This is a genomic window from Synechococcus sp. SYN20 (genome assembly GCF_014279555.1).
In the GTDB taxonomy this organism is placed as follows: domain Bacteria; phylum Cyanobacteriota; class Cyanobacteriia; order PCC-6307; family Cyanobiaceae; genus Synechococcus_C.
In genome coordinates this window covers 2,524,084-2,549,889 of the sequence record NZ_CP047959.1, presented here as the reverse complement: position 1 = coordinate 2,549,889, position 25,806 = coordinate 2,524,084, and the positions used below count along the sequence as shown (strand labels likewise).

The window sequence follows — 25,806 nt, the reverse complement described above, 5'->3', positions numbered from 1 at the left end:
AATGACTTCCACCTCTCGCACCAGCATTGAGCCTCCGAACAGCCTGACGTCAGAGCCTGATCGTTTTAGTGACGATGCTTGGGAGTTGTTGCTGTCTGGGCAGGATGTGGCCCGTCGTTGGCGTCACGAGGATCTGGATGTTGAGCATCTTCTGCAGGTGTTCTTCAGCGATGAGCGCTATCGCCGGGTTGCTGGGGTCTTGCCTCTCCCGATAGACCGACTGCTCGATCGACTCGAGGGCTTTCTGGCTGAACAGCCTATGGCTCGGGGCGAAGATCTGTTCGTGGGAGAGGATCTCGAATCCTTGCTGGAAGAGGCCGATCGGGTGCGCTCGCTCTGGGGCTCCCGTTTGATCGATGTCTCCCATCTCTTGATTGCGATGGGCCGAGACCATCGCGTGGGTGCAGAGTTATTTGCTCAATTTGGACTGCCCGCCGATCGCCTTGAAGCAGAACTAACCCGTGCTCCCGATCGGTCAGCTTCAAGCGTTGTCGCGCCTCCTCCCTCAAGATCTCGTCCTCCGACAGCGTCAGCCTCCACTGCGTCCATGCCCCCAGCGCAAAGGTCCGCAGCGCAGATGCCTTCTGCGCAGATGCCGCCAGTTCAACAGCCTTCAACACAACAGCCTTCAGCGAGACAGCCTTTAACTCAATTACAGCAAGGGCAAACGTCTGCATCGCCTACGCCCCAGGGCGATGGAATCGATCGGTCTGATGAGCTGATCAGCGAGCCGACTGCACTGGAGAGCTACGGCCGCGACCTCACCGCAGCTGCGGCCGCTGGACTGCTTGATCCCGTGATCGGCAGGGATGGCGAGATTCGCAGCTTGATCAAGGTGCTGTCGCGACGCGGCAAAAACAACCCTGTGCTGATTGGTGCGCCTGGCGTCGGTAAAACCGCGGTGGCAGAGCTCCTGGCGCAACGGATCGTTGCTGGTGAGGTCCCTGAATCACTGCAGGGCTTGCGGCTCGTTGCCCTGGATGGAGGTGCCTTGATCGCCGGAGCCAAGTTTCGCGGTCAGTTCGAGGAACGTCTTCGGGCTGTTCTTGATGAGGTGAGCGATCCGGAAGCGGCCGTTGTGCTTTTTATTGATGAACTCCACACCGTGGTGAACAGCGATCGATCTAGTGCGGATGCGGCCAGTTTGTTGAAGCCAGCCCTGGCGCGCGGGGAGTTGCGTTGTATCGCCGCCACCACTCCAGAGGACTATCGCCGCACCGTGGAAAAGGATCCGGCTTTGAACAGGCGTTTTCAGAAGGTGCCGATTCAGGAGCCATCGATCGAACTCAGCGTGGACATCCTCCGGGGCTTGAAGGAGCGCTACGAGTTGCATCACGGGGTGACCATCACCGATGAGGCGGTGCTGGCGGCAGCCCGGTTGGCGGATCGCTACATCAGTGACCGCTGTTTGCCGGATAAGGCGATCGATTTGATCGATGAAGCTGCCGCTCAGTTGAAAATGGATGTGACCTCCAAGCCCCAGGTGGTGGAGGATGCAGAGGCTGAGCTACGCCGAGTGGAGTTGGCGGTTCTTGCTGCAGAGCAGGCACCAGAAGGGGAGCGGGTTCAGCTTCAGCGCAATCGTCTTGAGGCGTCTGATCGACTGAGTCAGCTCCGGGAGCGTTGGCAGGCGGAACGAGAGCAGCTGGAGGAGTTGCGTCAGTTGCTCCAGGACGATGAAGACCTCCGCCATGCCATGGCCGAAGCAGAACGAGATGGAAATTTGGAGGAGGCTGCCCGTCTTCAGTACGACCAATTGCATCGTGTCCAGCAACGCCGCGCCGATCTTGAACAGTCGCTGAATGAGGCACAAGAGGAAGGGTCTGCCCTGTTGCGAGAACAGGTGGAGGCGGCTGATATTGCTGATGTTGTGGCGCGTTGGACTGGGATTCCGATCCAGCGTCTTCTCGCTGGTGAGCGTCAAAAGCTGTTGGAACTTGAGCAGCGTCTGGCTGAACGGGTGATTGGCCAGCCGGAGGCGGTGCAGGCTGTTGCAGCGGCTATTCGTCGTGCCCGTGCTGGCATGAAAGATCCACGCCGTCCGGTGGGCTCATTCTTGTTTTTAGGACCGACAGGAGTGGGCAAGACGGAGCTCGCGAAAGCGCTTGGAGCTCTGTTGTTCGATGAGGAGGAGGCCCTCATTCGCCTCGATATGAGTGAGTTCATGGAGCGCAATGCCGTGGCTCGCTTGCTTGGTGCTCCTCCGGGGTATGTGGGCTACGAGGAGGGCGGCCAGCTCACCGAGGCTGTGCGCCGGCGTCCCTACGCGCTGTTGCTGCTGGATGAAGTGGAGAAAGCCCATCCGGATGTGTTCAACGTGCTGCTGCAAGTGCTTGACGATGGACGGCTCACCGACTCGCAGGGCCGCACCGTTGACTTCCGCCACACCGTGGTGGTGATGACCAGCAATTTGGCCAGCAGGGCCATTCTCGATTCGGCCAGGCAAGCCCAATCGGGGGATGCGTCCGGAGCAGCTCAGGCGCTAGACGCCGCAGTGGAGAGTGCATTGGCTCACCATTTCAGACCAGAGTTTTTGAATCGGATCGATGAAGTGATTCGCTTCCGTCCGCTTGGAGTGGAAGACCTGGAACGGATTGTGCGTTTGCAGCTCGCCGATCTAGCCAGCTTGCTGGCCGAACAAGGACTTGAACTGCGGGTGGATGATGCGGTGGCGCATGAATTGGCGACCCTGGGCTATGAGCCGGAATATGGGGCCAGGCCATTGCGTCGAGTGCTGCGCCGTCGCATCGAAAATCCGCTGGCGACCGAATTGCTTGAAGAGCGATTCAACGGGGCTCAGGCGGTTCGGGTCTACTCCGGAGACACCTCGACGGAAGCGTTTCGATTCGAAGCTGAATAAATGCTTGTTAAGCGTCCAGTAGGATGCTTGTTTGCCGTCACGTGCCCAAGGCACCGGCGTCAGTTCCGGCATCGCAAGATTCGTGACCAGCCCTACTTCCGAGGACACCGAAACAGCTTCCCCGCAAACACCGGCTGAAACAGGCCGAAGGGGTGGTTTTTTAGCTGCCACTTTTGAAGAGCTGAAGTTGGTGGTCTGGCCCAGCCGTCAGCAGCTATTCAGTGAATCAGTGGCTGTGATCTTGATGGTGAGCCTTTCGGCCGCGGCTATCTCAGCCCTCAGCCGTTTCTACGGTTGGGCCGCTTCTCAGGTGTTCCGTTGATCTGTTGCTTTTGCAACAGATCGCCTTTGTCCCAATTGTTCGTCCGCATCCGTGTCTGACCTCGAAACCACCCAGCAGGAGAGCACCGAGGTGCTTGATCTGCCAGCGCCCAATGAGGGAGAGGACGGCACGCTTGAGTCGATGCCTGCACGTACATCCGTTGCCCGTTGGTACGCGGTACAGGTGGCCTCAAGCTGTGAGAAAAAGGTCAAGGCCACCCTTGAGCAGCGCGCCGTGACGCTGGGGGTGAGTACTCGCATCCTTGAAATCGAGATTCCTGAGACACCGGCGATCAAAGTTAAAAAAGACGGCAGTCGTCAATCCACCGAGGAGAAAGTTTTCCCGGGTTACGTGTTGGTCCGGATGGTCCTTGATGAAGACACGATGATGGCGGTGAGAAGCACGCCAAACGTCATCAATTTTGTTGGTGCGGAAGACCGTCGTGCCACCGGCAAGGCCCGGGGTCATATCAAGCCCCGTCCCCTCAGTCGTCAGGAGGTGGATCGGATTTTCAAGCGCGCCGCCGAGAAGAAGACGGTTGTCAAAGTCGATCTCGCAGAGGGCGATCAAATTCTTGTGACCGCTGGTCCGTTCAAAGACTTCCAAGGCGAGGTCATCGAGGTGTCCGGAGAACGCAGCAAGCTAAAAGCGTTGTTGTCGATCTTTGGTCGAGAAACTCCAGTTGAACTTGAGTTCTCTCAAATCAGTAAACAGAACTGATTGATTCGGCGGCCGTTTCCTGCGGAGGACGGCCTTAGAGATGGTTCGCCATTTCGCCGCACCGCCCTTCGGGGTCGGTGATCCGCAGATGTTTAACTCCGCTTGCCGATGGCCAAGAAAGTCGTAGCTGTGATCAAGCTGGCCCTTCAGGCCGGCAAAGCCAACCCCGCACCGCCGGTGGGTCCTGCCCTCGGTCAGCACGGGGTCAACATCATGGCGTTCTGCAAGGAGTACAACGCTCGCACCCAGGACAAGGCCGGATATGTGATTCCGGTTGAAATTTCGGTTTTCGAAGACCGCAGTTTCACCTTTATCACCAAAACTCCGCCTGCCTCGGTTCTGATTACCAAGGCCGCTGGAATTCAAAAGGGTTCCGGTGAGTCCGCTAAGGGCAGTGTTGGCTCCATCAATCGCTCCCAACTTGAGGAGATTGCCAAGACCAAGCTTCCCGACCTCAACTGCTCCAGCGTTGAGTCGGCAATGCGCATCATTGAAGGCACCGCCCGCAACATGGGTGTTGCCGTTAGCGACTGAACGCATTGCGTTCGTTGTTTGTTCCGTTCACTGATTTCGGGGGAGGCCTCAGTGCCGCTTGAACCCCACACCTGACATGCCAAAACTTTCCAAACGCCTGGCCAGCCTCGTTACCAAAATCGAGGACCGTGCCTATCAGCCTCTTGAAGCCATTCAGTTGGTGAAAGAGAACGCCAACGCCAAATTTGACGAAACCATGGAGGCGCATGTGCGCCTTGGTATCGATCCCAAATACACCGACCAGCAACTGCGGACGACGGTTGCGCTTCCTCAGGGAACAGGTCAGACCGTTCGTATCGCGGTGATCACCCGCGGTGAAAAAGTTGCTGAGGCCAAGGCCGCCGGCGCTGAGCTTTCTGGTGATGAGGACCTTGTTGAGGCCATCTCCAAGGGTGAAATGAATTTCGACCTTCTGATCGCGACCCCGGACATGATGCCGAAGGTGGCCAAATTGGGTCGTGTTCTTGGTCCACGGGGCTTGATGCCTAATCCCAAAGCCGGAACGGTTACCACCGATTTGGCTGGAGCGATTCAGGAATTCAAGGCAGGCAAGCTTGAATTCCGTGCTGATCGCACCGGAATTGTTCACGTCCGCTTTGGCAAAGCAAGTTTCACGGCTGAGGCCTTGTTGGAAAACCTCAAGACCTTGCAGGAAACCATTGATCGCAACAAGCCCAGTGGCGCTAAAGGTCGTTACTGGAAAAGTTTGTATGTCACATCCACGATGGGACCTTCTGTCGAAGTTGATATCGCTTTGCTTCAGGACATCGAGCAGGAAGCTTGAACACAGTGATGTAAATTTGTGGACTGGCAATAGCCAGTCCACGGGCACGCGCCCGGCCTAAGACAGCAGGTTGTTCCATCTCAACAGCGTTGAGCATGTTTCATAAGCCCTGCCGAGGAAAATGCGACGATTTTTTCCCATTGGGTTGGATCGACACGCGGCCTCGTCTCCCTCGGGAGCACTGAACGTCCGCGTGTCCAGCTTGTTCCTCCGATCTAATCCCTATGGGCCGCACTCTGGAGAGCAAGCAACAGATCGTCGAGGAGCTTAAACAGCTTCTTGGCGAGGCCGAAATGGCACTAGTCCTGGATTATCAGGGCCTCTCCATCAAGGAAATGTCTGATTTGCGGACTCGTCTGCAGGCCAGCAACGGCGTTTGCAAGGTGACTAAAAACACCTTGATGCGTCGTGCCATTGATGGCGACAGTGTCTGGTCAAGCCTCGACTCTCTTCTGAGTGGCACCAACGCTTTCATCCTCATCAAGGGTGATGTTGGCGGTGCTTGTAAAGCTGTTCAAGCTTTCCAGAAAGAGACGAAAAAATCCGAGACCAAGGGCGGCCTTTTTGAAGGCAAGCTTCTGTCTCAGGACGAGATCAAAGCTATTGGGGAGCTTCCTTCCAAGGAAGTGCTCATGGCCCAGATCGCAGGCGCCATCAACGCAGTTACCACCAAGGTTGCTGTGGGTGTCAACGAGGTTCCCTCCGGTCTTGCAAGAGCGCTCAAGCAGCACGCCGATAGCGGCGAAAGCTGAACGTCTTCGACCTCACTTTTTTTTCCTGATCTGTTGCTGATTCCCAATCATGTCTGCAAAAACCGACGAAATTCTTGAATCACTGAAAACACTCTCACTGCTTGAAGCTTCCGAGCTTGTCAAGCAAATTGAGGATGCTTTTGGTGTGTCCGCTGCTGCATCTGCTGGTGTAGTGATGGCTGCTCCTGGCGCTGCTGGTGGTGGTGAAGCGGCTGAAGAGAAGACCGAATTTGATGTTGTGCTGGAAAGCTTTGATGCTGCCGCCAAGATCAAAGTGCTCAAGGCTGTTCGCGAAGCCACAGGTCTCGGCCTGGGCGATGCCAAGGCCATGGTCGAGGCTGCTCCAAAGGCCATCAAGGAAGGTGTCTCCAAGGATGACGCTGAAGCCTTGAAAAAGGCCATCGAAGAGGTGGGTGGCAAGGTCACCATCAAGTGATCTGTTGGAGCTCCTGCTTTTAAGCATCAGCGCTCCACTCAATCCATCCTCCCGAGCCGGCTTCTTAAGCCGGCTTTTTTATGGCGTAACGCGGGCTGCTGTTCGCCAATAAAAAAACCCTGCCAAAGGCAAGGCTTTTTAAGAACAACGCATTCAGGAGTCTTTCCTTGTTTCGACCCTGAAGAGGCGTACAGCACTCCTCACAAAATGAACTTAGGCAGAATTGTTTGGCTGGAGTGATTGCAGGTTGTCGCTCATCCAACTGTCCTCAATGCTTTGTTCAGGGGCGGAATGGAATGACTTCGAGCGGGATGGGCCCTTTGCCGGCATACGTAGATGGTGGTCTTGGTGCCCTTGGTGCTTGGGCCACTATCGACATCCGCACCGAACGGCTGGGACGCTTTGAGGCCTTCGCTATTAATTGATTTAACGAGTCACTGTTGGCGAAATACACGTGGCTCAGGGTTCGCCCTTGATAGGCCCGACGCTCAAGTTGCCAACCCGGCTCCAGTTTGAGCTTAACGAAAGCATTTTTGTTGCGTCTGGCTTGTCTGGCCGTGGCCACCACAAGGGCGGTGTTGCGGTTGGGGTCTAATGCGTGAAGTTCGAGTCCATTGCGCCCTTGTCGCAGCCGTAAGCGAACGGATTTTTTTGTGTCTTCTCCTGCCGTTCGCAGTGAGTAGCCATTGCTGTCGAGATATCGGCTGCAAATTCCCGTGAAATCAAAGCTGTTCAGCGATGGTTCAACCAATCCATCAGCTTGATCTTTCCAACAAAGTGGACGGGCTTTGATCTGCTCAAGGACCAAGAGTTTCCAACCGTCTCGGCCAACGGCACGGGCCAGGATCGCAAACTGGTCTTGATTGAGGGGCTTGCTGTCAAACAGCGAACGGGTCCACCCAGGCAGCGCAGAGGAACTGGCCGCCAACATCACTGCTGTTCCGCTCAGAAGGAGCCGCCGGAGGTAGGTTCGCCGCATAAACGGGGGCTCCAAATTGGAGAACAACAACCTGTTGTACCGAACATCCGGTGGTGGAATCAATGGCTGATGGACCTGATGGACGTGGTCGCGTCGTGGCTGCAGCCACCGATGGTGCCTGTAGCGGTAATCCAGGCCCAGGCGGTTGGGGTGCGTTGATTCGTTTCGAAGACGGCAGCGTGGAGGAATTTGGCGGTGCGGATCCGGCGACGACCAACAACCGTATGGAGTTACAGGCGGCGCTTGCCACCTTGCAACGCTTGGCTGAATTGCCCCTTCATCCGGATCTCACCCTGCGCACCGATAGCAAATATTTGATCGACGGACTCGGCAGTTGGATGGCCGGTTGGAAGCGCAAGGGCTGGCGCACTGCGGCAGGCAAGCCAGTGCTCAATCAGGATCTTTGGCAGGCGCTGGATCAGGCTCGGCTTGCTGAGGTGCCGCTCAGCTATGTGAAAGGTCACAGCGGAGACCCGGACAACGACAGGGTGGATCAAATTGCGGTGGGTTACTCCAAAGGACGGAAGCACTCTCCTCCCTCTTCCGCGGCAAAAAGCTCAGGGGCAACAGGTTCAGCTGCCCAACGTTCAGCTTCTCAACCTGAGCTCCTGGTGGACGCCGCACCGGTGTCCCTGCAGAAGCTCCTCACACGCATGGAATTGGCTGATCGCTTGGCATCCGGAGGGTATGCGTTATCGGCTGTGGAGTTGGCTCAGTTGGTGGAGCAGCCCCTCAATCGTCTGGCAGAACGTCAAGGTTCTTGGCGATGGCGTGACTGGCTGGTGGAGCCTGTGGAGACTGATCGTTGGCGGTTGCGACGCGATCCGTCAGGATCGAAACAGACCTAGGAGTCCAGATGGCTGATGCGTCATCCCCCGGGGTGTTATCCACCGCTGGTTTTTATCGGCGCTGGTTGGGCCCGCAATTGTCCCGGGATGATGGGGTGGATGCCGAAAAGCTCAGCCAAACGGCGTTGCAGGCTCTCGCTCAGGTGAGCTTGCGCCGTCGTTGGCCTGGGATCTCCTCCGTGCTGGATGGTGTGACCACGGAGCTTCAGCGTCGGGATCTGCGACTCGAGCAAGTTCTGTTTGGCTGTCGTTTCAGCAATCCAGTGGGTTTGGCGGCGGGGTTCGATAAAAATGGCGTTGCAGCTGGGGTGTGGGATTGCTTTGGGTTCGGATTTGCCGAAGTGGGCACCGTCACTTGGCATGGTCAACCAGGCAACCCCAGGCCCCGCCTGTTTCGTTTAGCGGCGGAACGGGCTGCTCTCAACCGAATGGGGTTCAACAACAATGGTGCTGAGGCGATGCAACTCACCCTTGAGCGGCAGGCGTTGCCGGCGCCAGGCCATCGTCCGGCGGTGCTTGGGATCAATTTTGGGAAGTCGAAACTCACGCCTTTGGATCAGGCCCCTGATGACTACGCCGCGTCCTTGGAATGTCTTGCGCCCATGGCGGACTATGCCGTGATCAATGTGAGCTCTCCCAATACCCCTGGCTTGCGAGATCTGCAGGATTCAACGCAGTTGCGTCGGTTGGTTGAGCGGTTACGGCGGCTGCCAGCTTGCCCGCCTCTGCTGGTGAAGATCGCGCCGGATCTTGAGGATGATGCCATTGATGGCATCGCTCGATTGGCTTACGAGGAGGGCTTGGCTGGCGTCATCGCTGTGAATACCAGTCTGGATCGACTCGGTTTGGGACAGCGATTGATCGTGCAGACCGGCCGAACCCTTGCGGAAGAGGCGGGTGGCCTCAGCGGTGATCCTCTGCGTCATCGCGCTGTAGAGGTGATTCGGCGACTGCGTGCCAGCGCCGGTCCGGCGTTGCCGTTGATTGGAGTGGGGGGAATCTCATCGGCCGAGGCAGCCTGGGAACGCATTGCTGCTGGCGCTTCCCTCGTGCAGCTCTACACCGGTTGGATTTTTGAAGGTCCCGATTTGGTTCCGCGCATCCTGGAGGGTTTGATCAGGCAGCTCGATCTCCATGGCTTTCGCCATCTGAGTGAGGCGATCGGAAGCGGCGCGCCCTGGAAGTAGTCGATACGCTTCCTGCACAGCCTTTATGACGCATCGAGGAGTAAAACTTGGAGCTGGCTGATCTGCGTGATCGCTTCCCTGCCTTCGATGGCCTGCTGGTTCAGATCACCGGCCTGCTCACTCGGCGGCGTGTCGTTCTTGCTGCTTCCGATCGGGTTCTGAGTTTGGCGTGGTGGGAACAGGGTGAGCAGCGCATCATCACGACCGATCTTCCTCCGGATCTTTGTCAGGGAGGAGTGCCGCTTCAACGCGAGGTGCTTGCTGAGATGGTTGCGGATCTGCTGATCGAACAGGACATTCCATCTGTGTCTGTGGAGTTGGACCTTTTGCTGCCTCTGCCGAGTTGCGATTGGCGACTGCTGGAGGGTGCTGCTGGCTTTGATGATGCCACCTCCTTGCGAACGCTTGCGCCCGAGATGACCTGGCCGCTGCAATGGCAAAAGTCCTATGTCGCTTTGACCGCATTGAACGACAGGGATATGGCGATGGTGGTGGGCGCCGATCGTTTGATCCTGCAGGCCTGGATCGACACGGTGGCGTTAGCAGATCTCAATCTCTGCCAAGCGGAGTGGCTGTTGGTTACTGCTTGGCGAGCACTGCATGCTCTCAACGCATCACTTGAGGGAGAGTGGGTTTGGTTGATTGAGTCCGAAAGGATTTGGCGTCTTGTGTTGCTGTGCGAAGGACTGCCTGAACTGGATGTTGTGTTGCAAGCCACGCAGCTCCCGTCCGTCAGAGATGAGGTGCTGTTCCTTCTCGATGCATGGGACCAGAAACAACGGCAGGCTGGTGCAAGGCGCAGCTGGTGGATTACGGCTGGGCCAAGCTGGAAGGGACGTTGGGCGGAAGGTCATGGTGCTGGTCTCCATGGCCCGCTTGTTTCCGATGGTGAGATGTCACTGCTTCAGCTGGCATTGAAGGCTCCTCCCGCGGAGAGCAAGCCGTGAGGGAACCTGCAGAAGCCCCCGTTGATTTGCTCCGGGAGCGGCGCATCGAGTTGGGCTTGCCTGCTCAGCCCGCCCCTTTTGTTCCCACCCGCCTTTTGTTGCGTCGAGGTGCGTTGCTGGGTGGGGCTGTGTTGTTAGTGAGTTGCGCCATCACCGCAGCTGTGAACTGGCGGGGACAGCAGCAACAGCAGCAGCTGGAGTTGCTTGAGCCGGTCGCACAACGTGTCACTGCTGCAGAAGCAAAGTTGCGGCGGCTGAGGACTAATACCGCCGCGGTGAATAAGAAAACCGATGTGTTCGCGCAACAGCTGGTGGCTTTCCGCGGTGGATCTCCTCTGTTGGAGCAACTCAGACGAATCACGCCTGAGGGCATTCAATTGCAGGAGCTCTTGGTTGGTGAGGCGCAAATCAAATTGCTAGGCCGGGTACAAATTGGAAATACTCCAGGCCCTTTGGAACGTATTAATGCGCTTGTGCTCTCCCTGTCTCAACTACCAATTACCCGAGAACAGGGCGTCAAGGTAATCAAGATCACGAGGGAGGATGGGGATGATCCGGCTGTGACCTTCAGTGTGGAGTGGGCGCTGAATCCAAAGGTGCGCCTATCCCTGATTCAACTTCAGGAGCTGGGAGCGATCGGCTTGGCAGAGCGCTACCGCCTGATCGAACAGCGTGGTGTGAAGTTATGACGAACTTGAGTGGAACAGGCAGCCCTTGGCAGAACTACTTCACCCGTCAGCGGGTGTTGGTCGGCGCCCCAATCCTCGTTGGTGTGCTGATCGGTGCTGGTTTGTTTGCGATTGCCGGATTTCCCCATTGGCTGGCATCAGGGGAGCGGACGCGTCGGATCGCTGAGCTCAAAGTGCAGCAGCAGTCACTTGTCTTGATTGCCGCTCGGGTCAAGCAAGAGCAACAAAAGCTTGTGTTGGCCCAACAACAGCAAGCTCTGGTGGTGAACTTGGTGGCGGGTCGCGGCGAGATCGAGACCTTTCTCACCCAGCTGAGTCGTACGGCGGCTGAGACTGGTGTAGTGATCGAACGCTATGAGCCCGCTGCAGCGACCCCTGTTGTAACGGATCCTCCCGAGCAAGGAAGCAAGAATCAGGCCGAAGAAGGCGAGGGCAATGCCAAAGCCCCTCCAGAGATGAGGGGCTATGAGAAAACGGCGGTGCTACTGCAGGTGCGTGGACCCTACGTAGGGGTGCTGCAGTTCTTGCGTGCCATGGAGGCACTGGAACTCCTGGTTCAGCCCAGTGACCTTGAGCTCAAGGCGGTTCCTCTACAGACCAATGCGGAAGGGGTCCCTGAGGGCCCAGCTTTGACCGAGCTCAAGCTCAGGTTGAGCTTTTTTGATAAGACAACTCATGGGGATCCTGAGGCGAAAGAAACCATGGAATCCGCGCTTGAGTCCAAGGTCAGGGCGCCATCCTGAATCGTCTCAATGCTGTGTTTTAGGGCTGGCTCCTCAGCGTTTCGCTCGATACCATCAGCACATAGTTTTTGTGAATCAGGCGTGGGCATGCCCTCGAGACCCTCCCGGCTGATTCCTTTGGCGTTGATTGGCAGCCTTGCGCTCGCTGAATGCGATGTGCTGTTTGGGCTTGGAGAGGTTGGGGCGATCAGAGCTCAGAGCCAGGGCTCTATGAACTTGCGCTTGCGTCGTGGCAGCGAAGGCATGGAACTTGTCATTGAAGGAGTTGGAGATCAGCCCGTTCTGCAGCAGCGCCTGAACGGTCAGGTCTGGGAGGGGAGTTTGAGGACCCAAGGGGCGCCTGGGGTTCGTAATGGTCAGGTGCGGCTTACGGATCCAGTCTCTGGGATTCAGTCCGCCACGTTGGCCGGGAGCGGCAGCTCCTATGCGTTGAAGGTCACGCCGAGTCCAGGTAGGCCCCTTCAAGATCCTGTGGTGAGTGCCAATGGGCGTGATCTCATCCTCAAGTTTCCAGGTTTGGTTGCTGCTCCCACCCTGCAAACGGGCCGCCTCAATCTGAATACACCGGGGCGTGTCCTTCAAACGCAGTACGCCCCCCCTCTTCGCCCGCGCGCAGTTGCACCATCCCTGGGAGATATGGCAGTGGGGACGATGGTGTTGCAGAACAGCAGTTTCGTGAATGTGGGGGGGCCGCCAGTCACCCTGACTCTTAATAATGCGCCTGCGAAAGATGCGCTGATGGCGTTAGCTCGTTTAGGGGGCTATGGCTTCGTGTTTGTCGGTAAACCAGGTGGTGGTACAAGCGATAGTCGCAGCGTTGGTGTTGTTTCAGCTGAGGTAAGTAATCCACCTGTTTCTATTGCTTTTCAGAACGAGTCCTATGCAAGAGCTCTCAATGGAGTTCTGCTTGCTTCTGGTTTGCAGGGAAAATTGGATGGTCGTACTCTCATCGTTGGATCAAAAGTTTCCGACAAGACATTCGGTCCTCAGATGTCCAAGGTTTATCGACTCAATCAATCTTCGGCAGTCTCTGCGGCGAAATATCTGGGGAGCTTGGGTGCAAGTATTCAAGAGCCTGTTCCTTTGAAAACTACCTCTGTTCTTGAGGAGGCGTCTGGCGATGTTGTCAACAGCATGGCTAACGCTTCTGAGCAGATTGAGATACGTTCTTATTCTTCAGGTCAAGGTCCTTTGGTTGGTTTGATTGGTACGACTGATTCAAGGCTTCAAACAATTACCTTGATCGGAGATTCTCGCTTGGTGAAGGTTGCTGAGGGGTATTTGAGGCAAATAGATTTGCGTCAAAGGCAGGTTGCATTGTCGGTTCGGATTTTGGATGTTTCTTTGGATAACGATGCCACGATTTCAAATAGTTTTGCGTTTCGCTATGGCAACAATTTTATTCTCAGCGATAGAGGTGAGCTTGTTGGGGCTTTTGGTAATTTGCTGCCTCCTAACAATTCTAATTTCGATGCAATCGCTGGAGGAGCTGAAAGCGGCAAGTTTCAGAGGGAGGTTGTATCTGGGCGTGATGCGCAAATCGCTGATCGCCTGATTCCCCCCAGTCCTACCCCCAGCCGAATCAATCCTGGAAATGTATTCCCCAAAGATAATTTATTAAATTTAATACGCTCTATTATTGTGTCAAGCAGCACTAAGACTTTAGCGTCGCCTACTTTGATTTTAAGTGAAAATCCCGTAGAGATTTCTGGTGGTGCCGATGTGGCTACTAGTGTTGGTGATTCTGCATTGCAGACTGCAACAATTGGAAGGTCCAAGGCAAATGAGTCTTTTGTGACTGTAGGGACTCAGGAAACTGTCAATTATTCTGTTAGTGCGGGCCAGAATGGTGCGCCTAATTCTTGCCAGCCTATTCTTGGAACCGCTGGCTTAACATTTGGTGCTCGAGTATCTAAAATCGACGATAATGGATTTGTTAGTTTTAGTTTATCTCCCACGATTGCTGCAGTTACTGGGACGCAGAATGTTGAGGGTTGTGGTCCTCGGAGTATATTAAGTGTCCGTAGGCTTGATACTGGTTCTTTAAGGGTTCGCGACGGCCAAACACTTGTTTTGACAGGAGTTATCTCAGACCGTGATGCTCAACAAGTTCGAAAATGGCCTATTTTAGGAGACCTTCCACTGATAGGTCAATTCTTTCGTGAATCGGCTGGAGATCGGGCTAAGAGAGAGCTTGTTGTTTTGGTTACTCCTAAAATAATTAACGATGAGCAGGGGGGTAAGTATGGTTATGGCTACAGGCCGTCTCTTCCAGCAGCTAGACAGCTTATGTCAGTTGATAGATTTTAGATGACTCAAGTCAACTCGTCTCAAAAGCCAATTCCTAGTGGAATTAGCGCTTTCATTGCAAGCGGTGCTAGGGCTTGAGCGGTTGCAGTTAAGCCGCCTAATAATTTCCCGCCCCAGCCTTTCCCTTCGGATTTCTTCTGAGCTTTCGTTCGACGTGTCTGAACCATTTCAGCTGCTGTTTTAAGTTGATTCGCAACTTTTTGATTTCCGCCATTTTTAAATAGTCCACTTGCATATTGAAAATCTTGTGCAGCTAGATCGTCCTTGGCTAATTCGCTGCGACTGATGCCTCTAGCGACCCAGCTCAATGGCTCTTGAGGGGAGCTCAGGATTGCGGCGCCGAAGAGCCTTTCAGCTTCGGACCACCGACCTGATTGTGTGGCTTCGACGCCAGCATTGTGCAGCGAGGCGTGGCTTTGAATGCCTCGACTAATGCCTGTGGCGCCTTGCCAATGCGCTTCTTCTAGAGCATTAGGGCTCAGACGAGCGCCACGAAGATCGGCATCGCGCAGGTCGGTGCCATGAAGGATGCTGCCTTCGAGATTGGCGCCACGGAGGGAGGCCCCACGCAAGCTGGTGAAACTGAGATTGGCTCCGCGTAAGTCAGCACCATCCAATTGGGCTTCACCGAGATTGGCTCGCTGCAAGCGCGCATCCCGTAGGTCGACATCGCGTAAGTCCGCATGCACAAGGTCGGCATCGGCCAGGCGGCAGTTGCTGCACTCGCCGTCCTGGAGAACCTTGATGAGGTCATCCATGCTTTCCGCTTGCATCGGGCTGGCGATCAGCAATACACCCAGCAAGGGCATCCAGCGAGACGGATTCAACACGTGGGCTTGTTTGGTTGTACTGCGTTGTATCGGTCTTCTTGGTCTTCGTCGACCATCACTTGAAGGACGGCTGGGCAGGATGGGTGAATCCAGCATCAGTCGGCGTGAGCAACGGCCTTCCTCCCCATGGAGGCAATCTCAGCCAGGAAGCCCGGCGGCTGGGGATGAAGCCCTCCCAGTTGCTCGATGCCAGCGCCTCGTTGGTGCCATTTCGTCCGCCTCGCGCGCTGCGTAGAGCTCTTGCTGCTGCAATTCAGGGCCCATCCCTGCGTGATTATCCCGACCGCTCTCAGGCTGATTTGCGCTCTGCGATCGCCTCATGGCATGGACTGGATCCTGAGCAGGTGCTCGCAGGGAATGGGGCCGCGGAATTGTTCACCTGGGCGGCGCGCGATGCGACCGCGATCGGTCTCAATGCTCTCCCGCAGCCTGGATTTGCCGACTATTCCCGCGCTTTGGCCTGTTGGGGTGGCGCGATAAAGGAGCTGCCTTTGCCATTGGCGTGTGGCGATGGCTGGCCGCAACCCTTTCCGCTGGCCTCGCTCGAGGCAACGACTGATGTGGTCTGGATCACCAATCCCCACAACCCCACCGGTCAGCTTTGGAGCCGTGCTTCGTTGGAACCCTTGCTGGCTCAATACGCGCTGGTGATCTGTGATGAGGCCTTCCTGCCCCTGGTGCCAGGGGGGGAAGAGCAGTCGTTACTGCCCTTGGTGGACGACCACCCCAATCTTGTGGTGATCCGCAGTCTCACGAAATTGTTTGCGATTGCGGGTTTGCGTCTTGGCTATGCCGTGGCGGCACCCGATCGTCTGCAGCGATGGCAGGGATGGAGAGATCCCTGGCCTGTGAATGGCTTGGCGATTGCGGCTGGCGTGGCTGTGATGAACGACCCAGTTGGCCTGCAGCGTTGGCAACGGCGCGTTCAGCAGTGGGTGCAACAGGAAGGCACCTGGTTTCGGGCCCAACTTGATGCCATCCCTGGATTCCAGACCTACCCCTCGGCGGCTAATTATTTGCTGATCCAAGGTGAGCAGTCCTTGCTGGAGCTGCGCGAGCAGCTAGCGCGTCAGGGCGTTCTGCTTCGGGATTGCCGTTCTTTCCAAGGGTTGGGGGAGCGTTGGTTGCGCATTGGTTTGCAAGACCGAAGAGGGAATCAACGTATTCTTCGCGCGCTTCAGCGCGCTTCAGCCACCAGGCCTTCGAGCAGGGTCACGAGTTTTTGATCCGCATCTTCCACGCCAAGCTCCCGCATCGCCTGCCCCATCTCGGGCAGTGGATTAGCGCCTGAATCGCCTCCTTGAAGTCTGGATCCGAGCAGGCGCCAAACCGTGTCGCGAAGAGTCGTCTCGCTCGGGTCGTGCTGATGCACGATCACGGCAGCAGCGACGGCGGCGGCACACACAGCGTTGGCGTCTTGATGGCGATCGGCGGCTTGGGGGAAGGGCACCAGCACGGTGGGTGTTCCGCTCACAGCAAGTTCGCTCAAGCTGCCGGCACCGGCTCTGCTGATGGCGAGGTCGGCGTGTTGGAGCAGGGCTGGAATCTCATCGCTGAACGGTCGCTCCACCAGCAAGGGGTGTGCGATGCAACCCACATCAGGGTCGTTGCTGCCGGTGAGATGCACGACGCGGCAGCCGCTATGGAGCAGGGAGGGAAAGATCACGCGCGTCATCCGATTCAGCCCCAGAGCGCCTTGGCTGCCGCCGATCACCAGAAGCAAGGGGCCGTTGCCCGGAGGAACCCACGTCGGAAGGGCGTGTTGCTGGAGAAAAGCAGCTCGCACCGGGGTGCCAGTCACCACCGCACGGCAGCCGGGGATGCGTGGTGCGGCAGCCTCAAGCCCCACGGCAACGCGGGTGCAAAAGCGTCCGAGCAAGCGTGTGACCCGGCCGGGAATGGCATTGGATTCATGCAGCACCACGGGGATGCCGCACCACCGTGCCGCCAGGATTGCTGGTGCAGCGATATATCCGCCTGTGGTGAAGACAGCATCGATGCGTTCCCTTTGGATCAGGCGGCGGACGCCGCCGCTGGCGGCCAGCAATTGGATCAGTTGGATGAGTTTGCGTAGTCCGCGACCTTGCAATCCACCGGCTTTGACGGTGGAGAGCGGGTAGCGGCCTGGGACAAGGCTTGTTTCCAGGCGGTCGGGAACGCCCACCCAGCGCACGCTCCATGGTTCAGGCAGGGCATCCGCAACGGAGAGGGCTGGAAACAAGTGCCCGCCGGTGCCGCTGGCAGCAATCAGAAGCCGTGGCATGAGCGCGAGCGGGATGAGAAAGAGCGCCCTAACTTAGTTGGATTAAGGGTTCTCTTTATGTCACGGGCTCTCCGTGCCTCGTTGGTGTCATTGCTGGTTGGCTCCGCCCTGGCTTTGCCCTTGACCGGTCGGGCTGTGACCGAGGCTCCGTTTGATTTAAGTGAGCGCTTGGAAGTCGCCCTCAATCAATCGGAAGGCAATGTTGCAGCGCTGAGGTCTCTATTTACCCCTGAGCAATTTGGTGGTTTGGAGGAGCGTTATCGCCAGTTCAGCAGCCGTTTTCCTCAGCTCAACTGGTCGGTGAGGCCAGGCACTCCCACATCAGACGGTCGTTCGACTATGCAGATCGGTGTGAGCGGCAGACGCCAGCAGGACGGCCTGAGTTATTCCTTTTATGCCAATCAGCGTCTCGCGGTAACCACCAAGAGCGGCTTGATTACCAACCAGGAAATCCTGAGCGATCAATCGGTGATGACCAGTGCCAAGGAGTCACTGCCGATCAGTTTGCTCATCCCCGATAGCGTCCTCACCGGAAGTCGCTACGACGTGGATGTGGTGGTGGAAAAGCCTTTGGGTGATGCCCTGTTGGCGGGTGGTTTGATCGCTCTCACCCCTGAGCAGGTGTTGGGGCAGGAAAGCCCTGATATCCAGCTCCAGCCCCTCGGCGGCGGCGGCCTGTTCAAGTCTGTTCAAGCTCCGTTTAAGCCGGGCATCCAAACCTGGGCTGCTCTGTTGGTTCATCCCGAGGGAGTGGTGAGTGTGAGCAAGCAGGTGCGCGTTGTCGATGACAAGGGTCAGCTTCAGCCTTGATTGGGATTCGCTGGGTAGCAGCGCCTTAGGGCGGATACATCGGCGTTCCCGAGTCCCTGTTGCATCAGTTCCGATTCCTGTTCCAGCACGCGTTGGGTGATCGGGAGTTCCAACTGCTGTTCCTTGGCGGCCTCCAGCGCGATCTTCAGATCCTTGTGATGAAGCGAGAGCTTGAAGCCGAGCGGGTATTGATCGGCAAGCATGGCCGATGAACGATGTTGCAGGGCCCACGATCCGGCAGCGCCTCCAACGAGTGCCGCCACAACTTGTTCCATGGGGAGCCGGAGATGTTGCCCCAGGGCGATCGCTTCTGCGACCACGGCATAGCTCCCGGCCACCAGAACCTGGTTCACCGCTTTCACCTGTTGGCCGCTGCCAACAGGCCCAAAGTGATGGATCGAGCCACCGATCACCTCCAAGAGCGGACGGGCCTGCTCGAGTGCATTCGTTTCGCCACCACAGAGCACGGTGAGTGTGCCGGCCTTAGCGCCCTCCGTTCCGCCTGTAACAGGAGCATCGATGTAGGGCACGTTGCGTTCCGCCAGCCGCTTGGCCATCGCCTCCGCGGTTGCTGGCGCGATCGTGGAGCAATCGATCACCAAGCTTCCTGGTGTGAGGGCATAACCAGCTCCGCCATCTCCCCAGAGCACCGCTTCCACGGCGGCGTCATCGCTGACGCAAAGCAACAGGGCCTGGCAGCCGCCGGCGGCTTCGGCGGGGGAATCGCAGCAGACCGCCGCTGGTGCGGAGTCACCCTCTAGCAGGCTGGGATCGCTCTCCGCGCTTCGACTGCGGGTGTGCACATGAAGCCTGTAGCCGGCTTCGCGCAGGTTGATCGCCATGGGCAGACCCAGAGCGCCGAGCCCAACCACGGCCAGCTGGGCGGGAGCAATGAGCGGAGATCCGGGCATCAAGAACGAGGTCAATCCGATGAAGATGATCCCAATTGTGCGAGATCCAGTGGCGTTGAGTCTGTTCTTGGTTGGAAATGGCGCCGTTTTTGAAGAGGCTGTCTTAACAGTTCAATGAGGGACTTTGTGGCCAGACGACTTCGCTCCTTAGCGCTCACTGGCGTGATTGCCCTGCTGCCTGGGCTCGCCTCCTGCGCCAATGGGCCAATCTCTCCATTGGAGAGCAAAGCGAATGCGTCGGCACAGACGGGGCCAGATGCCCAGTGCGCCATTGGCAACCGTCCCTTCTTTGGGGACACCCACCTGCACACAGCTCTGTCGCCGGACGCGGGTTTGGCGGGCACCAAGCTCGGGCTCGACGAGGCGTACCGCTTTGCCCGCGGCGAAACGGTCACGAGTAATTCTGGTCAGCAGGCGGCCCTTAAGCGCCCCCTCGATTTCCTGGTGGTCGCCGACCACTCCGAGAATCTCGGTCTTGCGCAGGGATTAGAAGCATCCAATCCGGAACTGCTCAAGTCGTCGTTAGGCCAGCAACTTCACGATTTGCTCAAGGCAGGCAAGGGCCGTGAGGCCTTTTATCTGCTTGTGCAGTGGATGGCCAAGGGGTCTGAGGCTCTCGTCTCCAATGACGCCTACTTGACCAGCGTCTGGGAGATGAACAACACGGTGGCTGAGCGCTACAACAATCCCGGTACCTTCACCAGCCTGATTGGCTACGAGTGGACCAGTCAGCCCGGCGGAGGCAATCTCCACCGCGTCGTGATCTTCCGCGACGACAAAGCCCTGACGGACAAGATCTTGCCGTTCTCCGCTTTCGATTCGGAAGATGTCGAGGATCTGTGGGCGTTCATGGCGGCCTATGAGTCGCAGCTCGGCGGTCGGGTGCTGGCCATTCCCCATAACGGGAATCTCTCCAGCGGCACGATGTTCTTGCCGCAGCACCAGAAGAGCCGGATGGCGATCGATGCGGACTACGCCCGCATGCGTCAACGCTTTGAGCCGATCACCGAGGTGACGCAGGCGAAGGGCACCGGTGAGACCCATCCACTGCTCTCGCCGGAGGATGAGTTCGCCAACTTCAACATCGTCGATAATTCCAACCTCGGTGGGATCAAGCCGACGACGCCGGAGATGATTCCCTACGAGTACGCCCGAGAGGCCCTGCGGCGGGGTCTGCAGCTCGAACAGGAGCTTGGGGTGAATCCGTTCAAGTTTGGTTTGATCGGCTCCACCGATTCGCACTCCAGCCTTCCCTCCACAGCAGAAGACAACTGGTGGGGCAAATCTCCTGCCCTTGAGCCCAGCCCGGAGCGCTGGAAAGATGTGTTGATCAAGTCGTCGAAAGATGCGTCCCTCGACCTCACCGCTCTTCAGCTCGGGGCATCCGGTTTGGCTGGAGTGTGGGCCTCGGGTAACAGCCGGACGGCGCTTTGGGATGCCATGGCCCGCAAGGAAGTCTTCGGGACTAGCGGCACCCGCCTGACCGCGCGGGTGTACGGCGGCTACGACTACACCGGTGAGGAGATCAAATCCGCGGACTGGGCGAAGTCCGCCTGTGCCAAGGGGGTTCCCATGGGTGGTGATCTGATGGCGGCTGCCGAGGGGCAGGTCCCCTCCTTCCTCATCCAGGCCCGCAAAGATCCAGATGGCGCCAACCTTGATCGCATTCAGATCGTGAAAGGCTGGCTGGATGCGTCTGGTCAGACCCACGAGCAGGTGTTCGATGTTTCTTGGAGTGACGCCGACCAGCGCACCCGCGGCGCCGACGGCAAGGTCCCCTCGGTTGGAAGCAGCGTGAACGTGCGCGAGGCGACCTACACCAACACCATTGGCGCCACCAACCTCACGGCCCATTGGACCGATCCCTCCTTCGATCCCAGCCAAAAGGCGTTCTATTACGTGCGTGTGCTCGAAATCCCCACACCCACCTGGTTGGCCTACGACCGCAAGAATTTCAACCTTTACGACGAGATGCCGGACAAGGCTCCCTACACCAGTCAGGAACGGGCCTACACCAGCCCTATTTGGTACAACCCGGCCTGATGTCCTGGCGCGAACGCCTGCACCTTCTCTTGAAGGAACCCATAATCCCTTTCCTGATGGTGGGTGCTGCCCTGTTCGGGTTGCAGGCGTTTTGGAGCCCTGGCGGGAGTCAGGGCTCGGCGGAGATAGTTGTCAGTGATGAGCAGGCGGCCACGATGGTGAAGGCGTTCGTGCGCACCTGGCAACGGCCTCCCTCCCAGGAGGAATTGCAGCGACTGTTTGACGATCATGTGCGCACTGAGGTGCTGGTGCGGGAGGCGACGGCTCTCGGTCTTGATCGCAACGACACGATCGTGCGCCGCCGTCTGCGCCAGAAGATGGAGTTTGTGAACGAGGGAGAGCTCAAGCTGTCGCTGGCGAGCAATCAAGAGTTGCAGGGCCATCTCATGGCCCATGCCGATCGCTTTCGCAGTGAACCGCTGGTGAGTTTTGAACAGGTGTTTCTTGACCCTGCCCGCCGCGGTGACCGCTTGAATCGTGACGCCGCAGCTTTCAAAGCCCAGCTCAATAGCAATGGCCAAGGCTTGAACGCCTCTGCCCTTGGCGACCCTCTGGCGATGATTGAGAGCCGTTGGAGCGAAGAACGTCGCAGTGAACTCGTGGCCCAATTCGGCTCCACCTTCACCGATGCCTTGCTTGAGCAACCGCGCGGCAGTTGGGTCGGGCCCATCCCCTCCGCCTATGGGATGCATCTTGTGCGGGTGTCGGCTGTGAAGCCAGGGGCGCTTCCGCCTCTGGAGCAGGTGCGTGATGCGGTTCAACGCGATTGGCAGGCTGACCAGCGTCAAGACCAGCAGGAGGAGCTGTACCGCCAGCTGCTGGCGAAATACACCGTGCGCATGCCCCAGCCCTGATCATGGTGCGTTGCTTTCTGCTTCCCCTATTAGTGGTTGCGGCGTTGCTGCTGCCGCGTTGGGCGACCGCTCACGACCTCTTCCCTGGCTTCCTGGAGCTCGAGGCCAGCGGGCCCAGCAACTACCAGATGCTCTGGAAGTTGCCCTTGCTCCAGGGTCAGGAACTGCCGATTGCGCCTCGCTTCCCGGACGACTGCGCCCTCAACGGCGATTGGGCCACAAGGCGAGAGGCTCGGGCTTTGGTGTATCGCGCTCAGCTCCGTTGCCGAGAGCCCCTCGAGGGACGCTCCATCAGCATCGATGGCTTGGCAGGAGCCGGCACCGAGGTGCTGCTGCGGGTGAAGGCATGGCAGTCGGACTCTCCCCAGACCCTATTGATTCAGCCGGAACGGCCCTCGGCTGTGATTCCAACTGCCTCCGAGGCTTATGCCCAACCAGGGGCGTGGTCTTATTTGCGTCTCGGGATCGAGCACATCCTGCTGGGGGGCGATCACCTGTTGTTACTGCTCGGTCTCGTGCTGATCGTGCGCGATGGTTGGATGCTGCTGAAAACGGTCACAGCCTTCACGCTCGCCAACAGCATCACCTTGTCGGTTTCAGCGGTGGGGATCGTGCAGATTCCGGCGGCACCTCTCAATGCTGCGATTGCCCTTTCGATCCTGTTCATGGGCACGGAAGTGGTCCGCTTTCGGCGCGGGCGCACCAGCATCACCCTGCGCCATCCCTGGCTTCTGGCCTGCGCTTTTGGTCTTCTGCACGGGTTTGGATATGCCCGGGGGCTAGCGGACCTGGGGCTCCCGCACCATGAGCTGCTGCTGGCGTTGCTGCTGTTCAACGTAGGGATTGAGATTGGCCAAGATGTCTTTGTGGTGCTGGTGCTGGGCCTGCAGCGCAGCTTCCGGCAGGTGCAGATCCGCTGGCCGCTTTGGATGCAGCGCCTGCCGGCCTGGGCGATCGGCTGTGCTGGTGCCTATTGGACGATCGAGACCACCCTGGCGATGCTCAGTGGAGGTGCTTGAGATGGCTCAGCGGAGGCTGTTCAAGCATGGGTTTGTGCTGTTAGCGCTGGTGGCCTTGGTGATGGCACCGGCGGCGCAGGCCCATGTCGCCGAAGGAGGCGCCGGCAGCGTGATGGCTGGACTACTACATCCCGTCACCGGATTGGATCATGTGGTGGCGATGGTGGCTGTTGGTCTTTGGGGGGCTGTCCTGGGGATGCCAGCCGTTTGGTTGTTGCCCGTGGCCTTCCCGATGGTGATGGCCTTCGGCGGCTTGGCCGGAATGGTGGGTTTACCCCTGCCGGGTGTGGAAACGGGAATTGCTCTGTCTGCATTGGTGCTCGGGGTGATGGTGATGCTTCAGCAGCGTTTGCCCTTGATGGTCGCTGCCGGGTTGGTGGGGCTGTTCGCCCTCTTTCATGGCTATGCCCATGGCCTGGAGTTGCCCGATGGAGCGGATGCTCTGCTGTTCAGCCTCGCTTTTGTTGTGGCGACTGGCTTGCTGCACTTGGTGGGTATTGCTCTCGGTGAACTAGCTCGCTTCCCCTGGGGCCGGGGGGTGCAGCGGGCTTGTGGGGGGGTGATCGCCGTGGTGGGGGTGTGGTCCTTAATGCAGCTCGGAGGTTCCTGATGCCATTGCTTTTTGCCCATCTCATGGAGACCGGTTTCGGTGGCTTTTATGACGGCATCGCCCATCTCCTGATCACTCCAGCGGATGTCTTGCTGGTGCTTGGTCTGGCCCTGTTGGCGGGTCAGCAGGGTGCAGCTGGAGGGCGTTTACTGTTTGCTCTGTTGCCTGTGAGCTGGTGGCTCGGTGGTTCGGTTGGCCAACTTTGGGGCCTGGATCACACGCTGAGCCTCATCACCACGTTGATGGTGACTGTGGTGGGGGTGTTGGTGGCCCTCGCCCAGAAGCTCCGTTCTGCTGTGTTCGCTTCGCTGGTCACCAGCTTTGGCTTGTTGTTTGGTGTGGTGAATGGCTTCACCATGCCGGCTGTTCGCCAGGGGGTCTCGCTCGACATGCTCGGGGTGGTGACTGCCGTGGCTGTGCTGTCGGTGCTGATCAGCGGCCAGGTGGTGGTGATGCGAAGCCCAGCGGTCAAAATCGCGGTGCGGGTGATGGGCAGTTGGATTGCTGCAGCCGGTCTGCTCTCGTTGGGTTTATGGCTCAAAGGCTGATTGGATCAGTTAGATCCGGTCATGCATGAGCCCCATGTGGGTCAGATTTCAACGGAAGCTTGCTTTCAGCATGAGTGCGTTCTGTGAATGATTCCCATGGTTACGCCGAAGCCTTGGAAGCGTTATCTGGTCATCCCTTGTGCCGCGTTTGCCGCCGCCGCTCTTCATCCCGCCACAGGATGGGCTGAGTCTCCAATGAAGGCGCGCGCGGCTCGATCAACGCTCACGGATGCGCAAATGCAGCAGCTGTTTGAGGCACGGCGCCGCTGGGAGTTGAGCAGTATTGACCAGCAAAAGGAGTTGTTGGCGGCCAAGCAACGCTGTCTTCAATCGGCCACCACCATCGACGCCTTTCGGCTGTGTAAACAGGAGCAACGCCAAGGTCGCCGCGAACTGTTTCGGGAGGCACGCGCTGCCATGAAGGCCGAGCGCCAGCGATTGGGACTACCGCCTAGGCCTGAACGGCGAGGAGTTCAAAAAAAAGGCCGCTCCCATTGGAACGGCCCTGAATTCAGCTGATCGATCAGCTGTTTGGTGTTGCAGCTTGAATCAAGCAGCGTCGTCCAGTGCGGCGACGCCGGGAAGCACCTTGCCTTCCAGGAGCTCGAGGCTGGCGCCACCACCGGTGGAGATGTGAGACATCTTTTCAGCCAGGCCTGCTTTCTCAACAGCGGCCACGGAGTCACCACCGCCAATAATCGTGCAGCAGCCTTTGCCGCTGAGTTCAGCCAGGGTTGTGGCGATGGCGTTGGTTCCTGCTGCGAACTTGTCGAACTCGAACACGCCCATGGGGCCATTCCAGATCACGGTCTTGCAATCAGCCAGGGCTGCTTGGAACACCTTGATGGCATCAGGACCGATGTCGAGTCCCATCCAGCCGTCGGGAATCGCTGTGACGTCTGCCACTTGGCTGTTGGCATCAGGAGCGAAGTTGTCGGCAAGCAACACATCGGTGGGGAGCAGCAGCTCAACGCCTTTGGCTTTTGCTTTGGCTTCCAATTCCTTGGCCAGTTCCAGCTTGTCCTCTTCCACAAGGCTCTTGCCGACAGCCAGGCCGCGAGCTTTGTAGAAGGTGAAGATCATGCCGCCGCCGATCAGCACCTTGTCGCACTTGTCGATCAAGGCTTCAAGGACGCCGATCTTGCTGCTCACCTTGGAGCCGCCAACGATCGCTGCCAAAGGACGCTTGGGCTCATCCACCGCACCCTGGAGGTACTGAAGTTCCTTCTCCATCAAGAAGCCAGCCACGGAAGGCTTGAGGAACTTGGTCACGCCTTGTGTGGAGGCATGGGCGCGGTGAGCGGCACCAAAGGCGTCGTTCACATAAACGTCGGCGAGGCCGGCGAGCTTCTCAGCGAAGGCGGGATCATTCTTTTCTTCTTCCGCGAAGAAGCGCACGTTCTCGAGCAGAACCACATCGCCGTTGGCCATGGCGTTCACCTTGGCTTCGGCGTCCGGTCCGATGCAGCTGTCGGTTTTGGTCACAGGCTTGCTGAGCAGCTCGCTTAACCGTGCGGCCACTGGGGTGAGGCGCATCGCGTCGTTCACCTGACCCTTGGGGCGGCCGAAGTGAGCCGCCAGGATCACCTTGGCGCCTTTGCCGATCAGATCATTGATCGTTGGCAGTGCTGCACGAATGCGCGTGTCGTCAGTGATCGCACCGGCGTCGTTCAGAGGCACGTTGAAATCGACCCGCACAAGAACGCGTTTTCCGCTCAAGTCGCCGGTATTCAGTTTTGCCAGGGAACGCTTCGCCATGTGGTTATGTCGTGAGGTGTGAAATCGGGGCGAGATTAACCCGATTACG

General features: G+C 58.0%; 27 protein-coding genes. 21 read left to right on the top strand and 6 right to left on the bottom strand.

All coding sequences use genetic code 11. From position 1 onward, the window contains the following. Position 1: 1 nt before the first annotated feature. The 7 genes from SynSYN20_RS13480 to rplL all read left to right on the top strand — a co-directional run bounded on the left by SynSYN20_RS13480 (position 2) and on the right by rplL (position 6,408). Complete coding sequence (locus tag SynSYN20_RS13480) at positions 2–2,860, top strand: ATP-dependent Clp protease ATP-binding subunit (RefSeq protein ID WP_186524082.1); 2,859 nt, start codon at positions 2–4, stop codon at positions 2,858–2,860. 82 nt (positions 2,861–2,942) lie between these two features. After that, positions 2,943–3,182, top strand: a complete 240-nt coding sequence (gene secE, locus SynSYN20_RS13475) for a preprotein translocase subunit SecE (RefSeq protein ID WP_048347450.1) — start codon at positions 2,943–2,945, stop codon at positions 3,180–3,182. Between the two features lie 51 nt (positions 3,183–3,233). Beyond that, positions 3,234–3,902, top strand: a complete 669-nt coding sequence (gene nusG, locus SynSYN20_RS13470; protein ID WP_186524081.1) for a transcription termination/antitermination protein NusG — start codon at positions 3,234–3,236, stop codon at positions 3,900–3,902. 108 nt (positions 3,903–4,010) lie between these two features. Then, the gene (rplK, locus tag SynSYN20_RS13465; protein ID WP_186524080.1) at positions 4,011–4,436 is read left to right on the top strand and encodes a 50S ribosomal protein L11; all 426 of its coding nucleotides are present in this window, start codon (positions 4,011–4,013) and stop codon (positions 4,434–4,436) included. Between the two features lie 76 nt (positions 4,437–4,512). Continuing rightward, positions 4,513–5,220, top strand: coding sequence for a 50S ribosomal protein L1 (gene rplA, locus SynSYN20_RS13460; RefSeq protein ID WP_186524079.1), 708 nt, complete (start codon positions 4,513–4,515; stop codon positions 5,218–5,220). A 224-nt stretch (positions 5,221–5,444) separates the two neighbouring features. Next, positions 5,445–5,972, top strand: a complete 528-nt coding sequence (rplJ, locus tag SynSYN20_RS13455) for a 50S ribosomal protein L10 (protein ID WP_186516938.1) — start codon at positions 5,445–5,447, stop codon at positions 5,970–5,972. Positions 5,973–6,021: 49 nt separating this feature from the next. Continuing rightward, positions 6,022–6,408, top strand: a complete 387-nt coding sequence (gene rplL, locus SynSYN20_RS13450; protein WP_186524078.1) for a 50S ribosomal protein L7/L12 — start codon at positions 6,022–6,024, stop codon at positions 6,406–6,408. 280 nt (positions 6,409–6,688) lie between these two features. Here rplL and SynSYN20_RS13445 read toward each other — a convergent pair whose 3' ends face one another. Then, entirely contained in the window at positions 6,689–7,387 is a 699-nt protein-coding gene (locus SynSYN20_RS13445) for a DUF3747 domain-containing protein (RefSeq protein ID WP_186524077.1), read from the bottom strand. 62 nt (positions 7,388–7,449) lie between these two features. On the opposite strand from SynSYN20_RS13445, the gene SynSYN20_RS13440 reads away from it, so the two are divergent. Genes SynSYN20_RS13440 through SynSYN20_RS13420 form a run of 5 tightly spaced genes read left to right on the top strand, consistent with a single transcriptional unit; the run spans position 7,450 to position 11,801 of the window. Beyond that, positions 7,450–8,235 (top strand): ribonuclease H, encoded by a 786-nt coding sequence (locus SynSYN20_RS13440; protein WP_186524076.1) that lies wholly within the window; start codon positions 7,450–7,452, stop codon positions 8,233–8,235. Between the two features lie 8 nt (positions 8,236–8,243). Next, positions 8,244–9,422: a quinone-dependent dihydroorotate dehydrogenase gene (locus SynSYN20_RS13435; RefSeq protein ID WP_186525664.1), complete on the top strand. Its 1,179-nt coding sequence runs from the start codon at positions 8,244–8,246 to the stop codon at positions 9,420–9,422. A gap of 47 nt (positions 9,423–9,469) precedes the next feature. Continuing rightward, complete coding sequence (locus tag SynSYN20_RS13430) at positions 9,470–10,369, top strand: hypothetical protein (RefSeq protein WP_255476283.1); 900 nt, start codon at positions 9,470–9,472, stop codon at positions 10,367–10,369. Further along, the gene (locus tag SynSYN20_RS13425; RefSeq protein WP_186524075.1) at positions 10,366–11,058 is read left to right on the top strand and encodes a PilN domain-containing protein; all 693 of its coding nucleotides are present in this window, start codon (positions 10,366–10,368) and stop codon (positions 11,056–11,058) included. The genes SynSYN20_RS13430 and SynSYN20_RS13425 overlap by 4 nt, the downstream gene beginning before the upstream one ends. Then, positions 11,055–11,801 (top strand): hypothetical protein, encoded by a 747-nt coding sequence (locus SynSYN20_RS13420; RefSeq protein ID WP_186524074.1) that lies wholly within the window; start codon positions 11,055–11,057, stop codon positions 11,799–11,801. Before SynSYN20_RS13425 ends, SynSYN20_RS13420 begins: the two co-directional genes overlap by 4 nt. A gap of 75 nt (positions 11,802–11,876) precedes the next feature. On the opposite strand, the gene SynSYN20_RS14565 is transcribed toward SynSYN20_RS13420, so the two are convergent. Then, positions 11,877–12,383: a hypothetical protein gene (locus SynSYN20_RS14565; RefSeq protein WP_255476282.1), complete on the bottom strand. Its 507-nt coding sequence runs from the start codon at positions 12,381–12,383 to the stop codon at positions 11,877–11,879. A 54-nt stretch (positions 12,384–12,437) separates the two neighbouring features. On the opposite strand from SynSYN20_RS14565, the gene SynSYN20_RS13415 reads away from it, so the two are divergent. Beyond that, a complete protein-coding gene (locus SynSYN20_RS13415) occupies positions 12,438–14,111 on the top strand; it encodes a type II secretion system protein GspD (protein ID WP_255476281.1) in 1,674 nt (557 codons plus the stop codon). 20 nt (positions 14,112–14,131) lie between these two features. Here the strand turns inward: SynSYN20_RS13415 and SynSYN20_RS13410 are convergent, their stop codons facing one another. Next, complete coding sequence (locus SynSYN20_RS13410; RefSeq protein ID WP_186524072.1) at positions 14,132–15,037, bottom strand: pentapeptide repeat-containing protein; 906 nt, start codon at positions 15,035–15,037, stop codon at positions 14,132–14,134. Between the two features lie 8 nt (positions 15,038–15,045). Here SynSYN20_RS13410 and SynSYN20_RS13405 point away from each other — a divergent pair, with 8 nt between their 5' ends. Continuing rightward, on the top strand, positions 15,046–16,167 hold the full coding sequence (locus tag SynSYN20_RS13405) for a histidinol-phosphate transaminase (RefSeq protein WP_186525663.1): 1,122 nt from the start codon (positions 15,046–15,048) through the stop codon (positions 16,165–16,167). Here the strand turns inward: SynSYN20_RS13405 and SynSYN20_RS13400 are convergent. Next, on the bottom strand, positions 16,119–17,204 hold the full coding sequence (locus tag SynSYN20_RS13400) for a glycosyltransferase (protein ID WP_186524071.1): 1,086 nt from the start codon (positions 17,202–17,204) through the stop codon (positions 16,119–16,121). The genes SynSYN20_RS13405 and SynSYN20_RS13400 overlap by 49 nt on opposite strands. 57 nt (positions 17,205–17,261) lie before the next feature. On the opposite strand from SynSYN20_RS13400, the gene SynSYN20_RS13395 reads away from it, so the two are divergent. After that, positions 17,262–18,014, top strand: a complete 753-nt coding sequence (locus tag SynSYN20_RS13395; RefSeq protein ID WP_186524070.1) for a hypothetical protein — start codon at positions 17,262–17,264, stop codon at positions 18,012–18,014. Here the strand turns inward: SynSYN20_RS13395 and SynSYN20_RS13390 are convergent. Further along, positions 18,005–18,925: an NAD(P)-dependent oxidoreductase gene (locus SynSYN20_RS13390; protein WP_186524069.1), complete on the bottom strand. Its 921-nt coding sequence runs from the start codon at positions 18,923–18,925 to the stop codon at positions 18,005–18,007. The two genes, SynSYN20_RS13395 and SynSYN20_RS13390, sit on opposite strands and share 10 nt — an antisense overlap. 126 nt (positions 18,926–19,051) lie before the next feature. On the opposite strand from SynSYN20_RS13390, the gene SynSYN20_RS13385 reads away from it, so the two are divergent. From SynSYN20_RS13385 to SynSYN20_RS13360, 6 genes are all read left to right on the top strand, one after another. Further along, a complete protein-coding gene (locus tag SynSYN20_RS13385; RefSeq protein WP_255476280.1) occupies positions 19,052–20,968 on the top strand; it encodes a DUF3604 domain-containing protein in 1,917 nt (638 codons plus the stop codon). Beyond that, positions 20,968–21,822, top strand: coding sequence for a peptidyl-prolyl cis-trans isomerase (locus tag SynSYN20_RS13380; protein WP_186524067.1), 855 nt, complete (start codon positions 20,968–20,970; stop codon positions 21,820–21,822). Before SynSYN20_RS13385 ends, SynSYN20_RS13380 begins: the two co-directional genes overlap by 1 nt. A 2-nt stretch (positions 21,823–21,824) precedes the next feature. Continuing rightward, the gene (locus SynSYN20_RS13375; protein ID WP_255476279.1) at positions 21,825–22,841 is read left to right on the top strand and encodes a HupE/UreJ family protein; all 1,017 of its coding nucleotides are present in this window, start codon (positions 21,825–21,827) and stop codon (positions 22,839–22,841) included. A gap of 1 nt (position 22,842) precedes the next feature. Then, a complete protein-coding gene (locus tag SynSYN20_RS13370) occupies positions 22,843–23,451 on the top strand; it encodes a HupE/UreJ family protein (protein WP_186524066.1) in 609 nt (202 codons plus the stop codon). Beyond that, entirely contained in the window at positions 23,451–23,999 is a 549-nt protein-coding gene (locus SynSYN20_RS13365; protein ID WP_186524065.1) for a HupE/UreJ family protein, read from the top strand. The genes SynSYN20_RS13370 and SynSYN20_RS13365 overlap by 1 nt, the downstream gene beginning before the upstream one ends. A 96-nt stretch (positions 24,000–24,095) precedes the next feature. Continuing rightward, positions 24,096–24,518 carry a hypothetical protein gene (locus tag SynSYN20_RS13360; protein WP_186524064.1) on the top strand — a complete coding sequence of 141 codons (423 nt, stop codon included), beginning with the start codon at positions 24,096–24,098 and terminating at the stop codon, positions 24,516–24,518. A 30-nt stretch (positions 24,519–24,548) separates the two neighbouring features. On the opposite strand, the gene pgk is transcribed toward SynSYN20_RS13360, so the two are convergent. Further along, positions 24,549–25,757 (bottom strand): phosphoglycerate kinase, encoded by a 1,209-nt coding sequence (gene pgk / locus SynSYN20_RS13355; RefSeq protein ID WP_186524063.1) that lies wholly within the window; start codon positions 25,755–25,757, stop codon positions 24,549–24,551. Positions 25,758–25,806 lie beyond the last annotated feature (49 nt).

What these genes read in the sequence shown, in the direction of transcription:
- SynSYN20_RS13480 (WP_186524082.1), top strand. Translation starts at nt 2, where the DNA reads ATGACTTCCACCTCTCGCACCAGCATTGAGCCTCCGAACAGCCTGACG.
- rplK (WP_186524080.1), top strand. Translation starts at nt 4,011, where the DNA reads ATGGCCAAGAAAGTCGTAGCTGTGATCAAGCTGGCCCTTCAGGCCGGC.
- rplA (WP_186524079.1), top strand. Translation starts at nt 4,513, where the DNA reads ATGCCAAAACTTTCCAAACGCCTGGCCAGCCTCGTTACCAAAATCGAG.
- rplJ (WP_186516938.1), top strand. Translation starts at nt 5,445, where the DNA reads ATGGGCCGCACTCTGGAGAGCAAGCAACAGATCGTCGAGGAGCTTAAA.
- rplL (WP_186524078.1), top strand. Translation starts at nt 6,022, where the DNA reads ATGTCTGCAAAAACCGACGAAATTCTTGAATCACTGAAAACACTCTCA.
- SynSYN20_RS13445 (WP_186524077.1), bottom strand. Translation starts at nt 7,387, where the DNA reads ATGCGGCGAACCTACCTCCGGCGGCTCCTTCTGAGCGGAACAGCAGTG.
- SynSYN20_RS13440 (WP_186524076.1), top strand. Translation starts at nt 7,450, where the DNA reads ATGGCTGATGGACCTGATGGACGTGGTCGCGTCGTGGCTGCAGCCACC.
- SynSYN20_RS13435 (WP_186525664.1), top strand. Translation starts at nt 8,244, where the DNA reads ATGGCTGATGCGTCATCCCCCGGGGTGTTATCCACCGCTGGTTTTTAT.
- SynSYN20_RS13420 (WP_186524074.1), top strand. Translation starts at nt 11,055, where the DNA reads ATGACGAACTTGAGTGGAACAGGCAGCCCTTGGCAGAACTACTTCACC.
- SynSYN20_RS13415 (WP_255476281.1), top strand. Translation starts at nt 12,438, where the DNA reads ATGGCAGTGGGGACGATGGTGTTGCAGAACAGCAGTTTCGTGAATGTG.
- SynSYN20_RS13410 (WP_186524072.1), bottom strand. Translation starts at nt 15,037, where the DNA reads ATGCTGGATTCACCCATCCTGCCCAGCCGTCCTTCAAGTGATGGTCGA.
- SynSYN20_RS13400 (WP_186524071.1), bottom strand. Translation starts at nt 17,204, where the DNA reads ATGCCACGGCTTCTGATTGCTGCCAGCGGCACCGGCGGGCACTTGTTT.
- SynSYN20_RS13395 (WP_186524070.1), top strand. Translation starts at nt 17,262, where the DNA reads ATGTCACGGGCTCTCCGTGCCTCGTTGGTGTCATTGCTGGTTGGCTCC.
- SynSYN20_RS13390 (WP_186524069.1), bottom strand. Translation starts at nt 18,925, where the DNA reads ATGCCCGGATCTCCGCTCATTGCTCCCGCCCAGCTGGCCGTGGTTGGG.
- SynSYN20_RS13380 (WP_186524067.1), top strand. Translation starts at nt 20,968, where the DNA reads ATGTCCTGGCGCGAACGCCTGCACCTTCTCTTGAAGGAACCCATAATC.
- SynSYN20_RS13375 (WP_255476279.1), top strand. Translation starts at nt 21,825, where the DNA reads ATGGTGCGTTGCTTTCTGCTTCCCCTATTAGTGGTTGCGGCGTTGCTG.
- SynSYN20_RS13370 (WP_186524066.1), top strand. Translation starts at nt 22,843, where the DNA reads ATGGCTCAGCGGAGGCTGTTCAAGCATGGGTTTGTGCTGTTAGCGCTG.
- SynSYN20_RS13365 (WP_186524065.1), top strand. Translation starts at nt 23,451, where the DNA reads ATGCCATTGCTTTTTGCCCATCTCATGGAGACCGGTTTCGGTGGCTTT.
- SynSYN20_RS13360 (WP_186524064.1), top strand. Translation starts at nt 24,096, where the DNA reads ATGGTTACGCCGAAGCCTTGGAAGCGTTATCTGGTCATCCCTTGTGCC.
- pgk (WP_186524063.1), bottom strand. Translation starts at nt 25,757, where the DNA reads ATGGCGAAGCGTTCCCTGGCAAAACTGAATACCGGCGACTTGAGCGGA.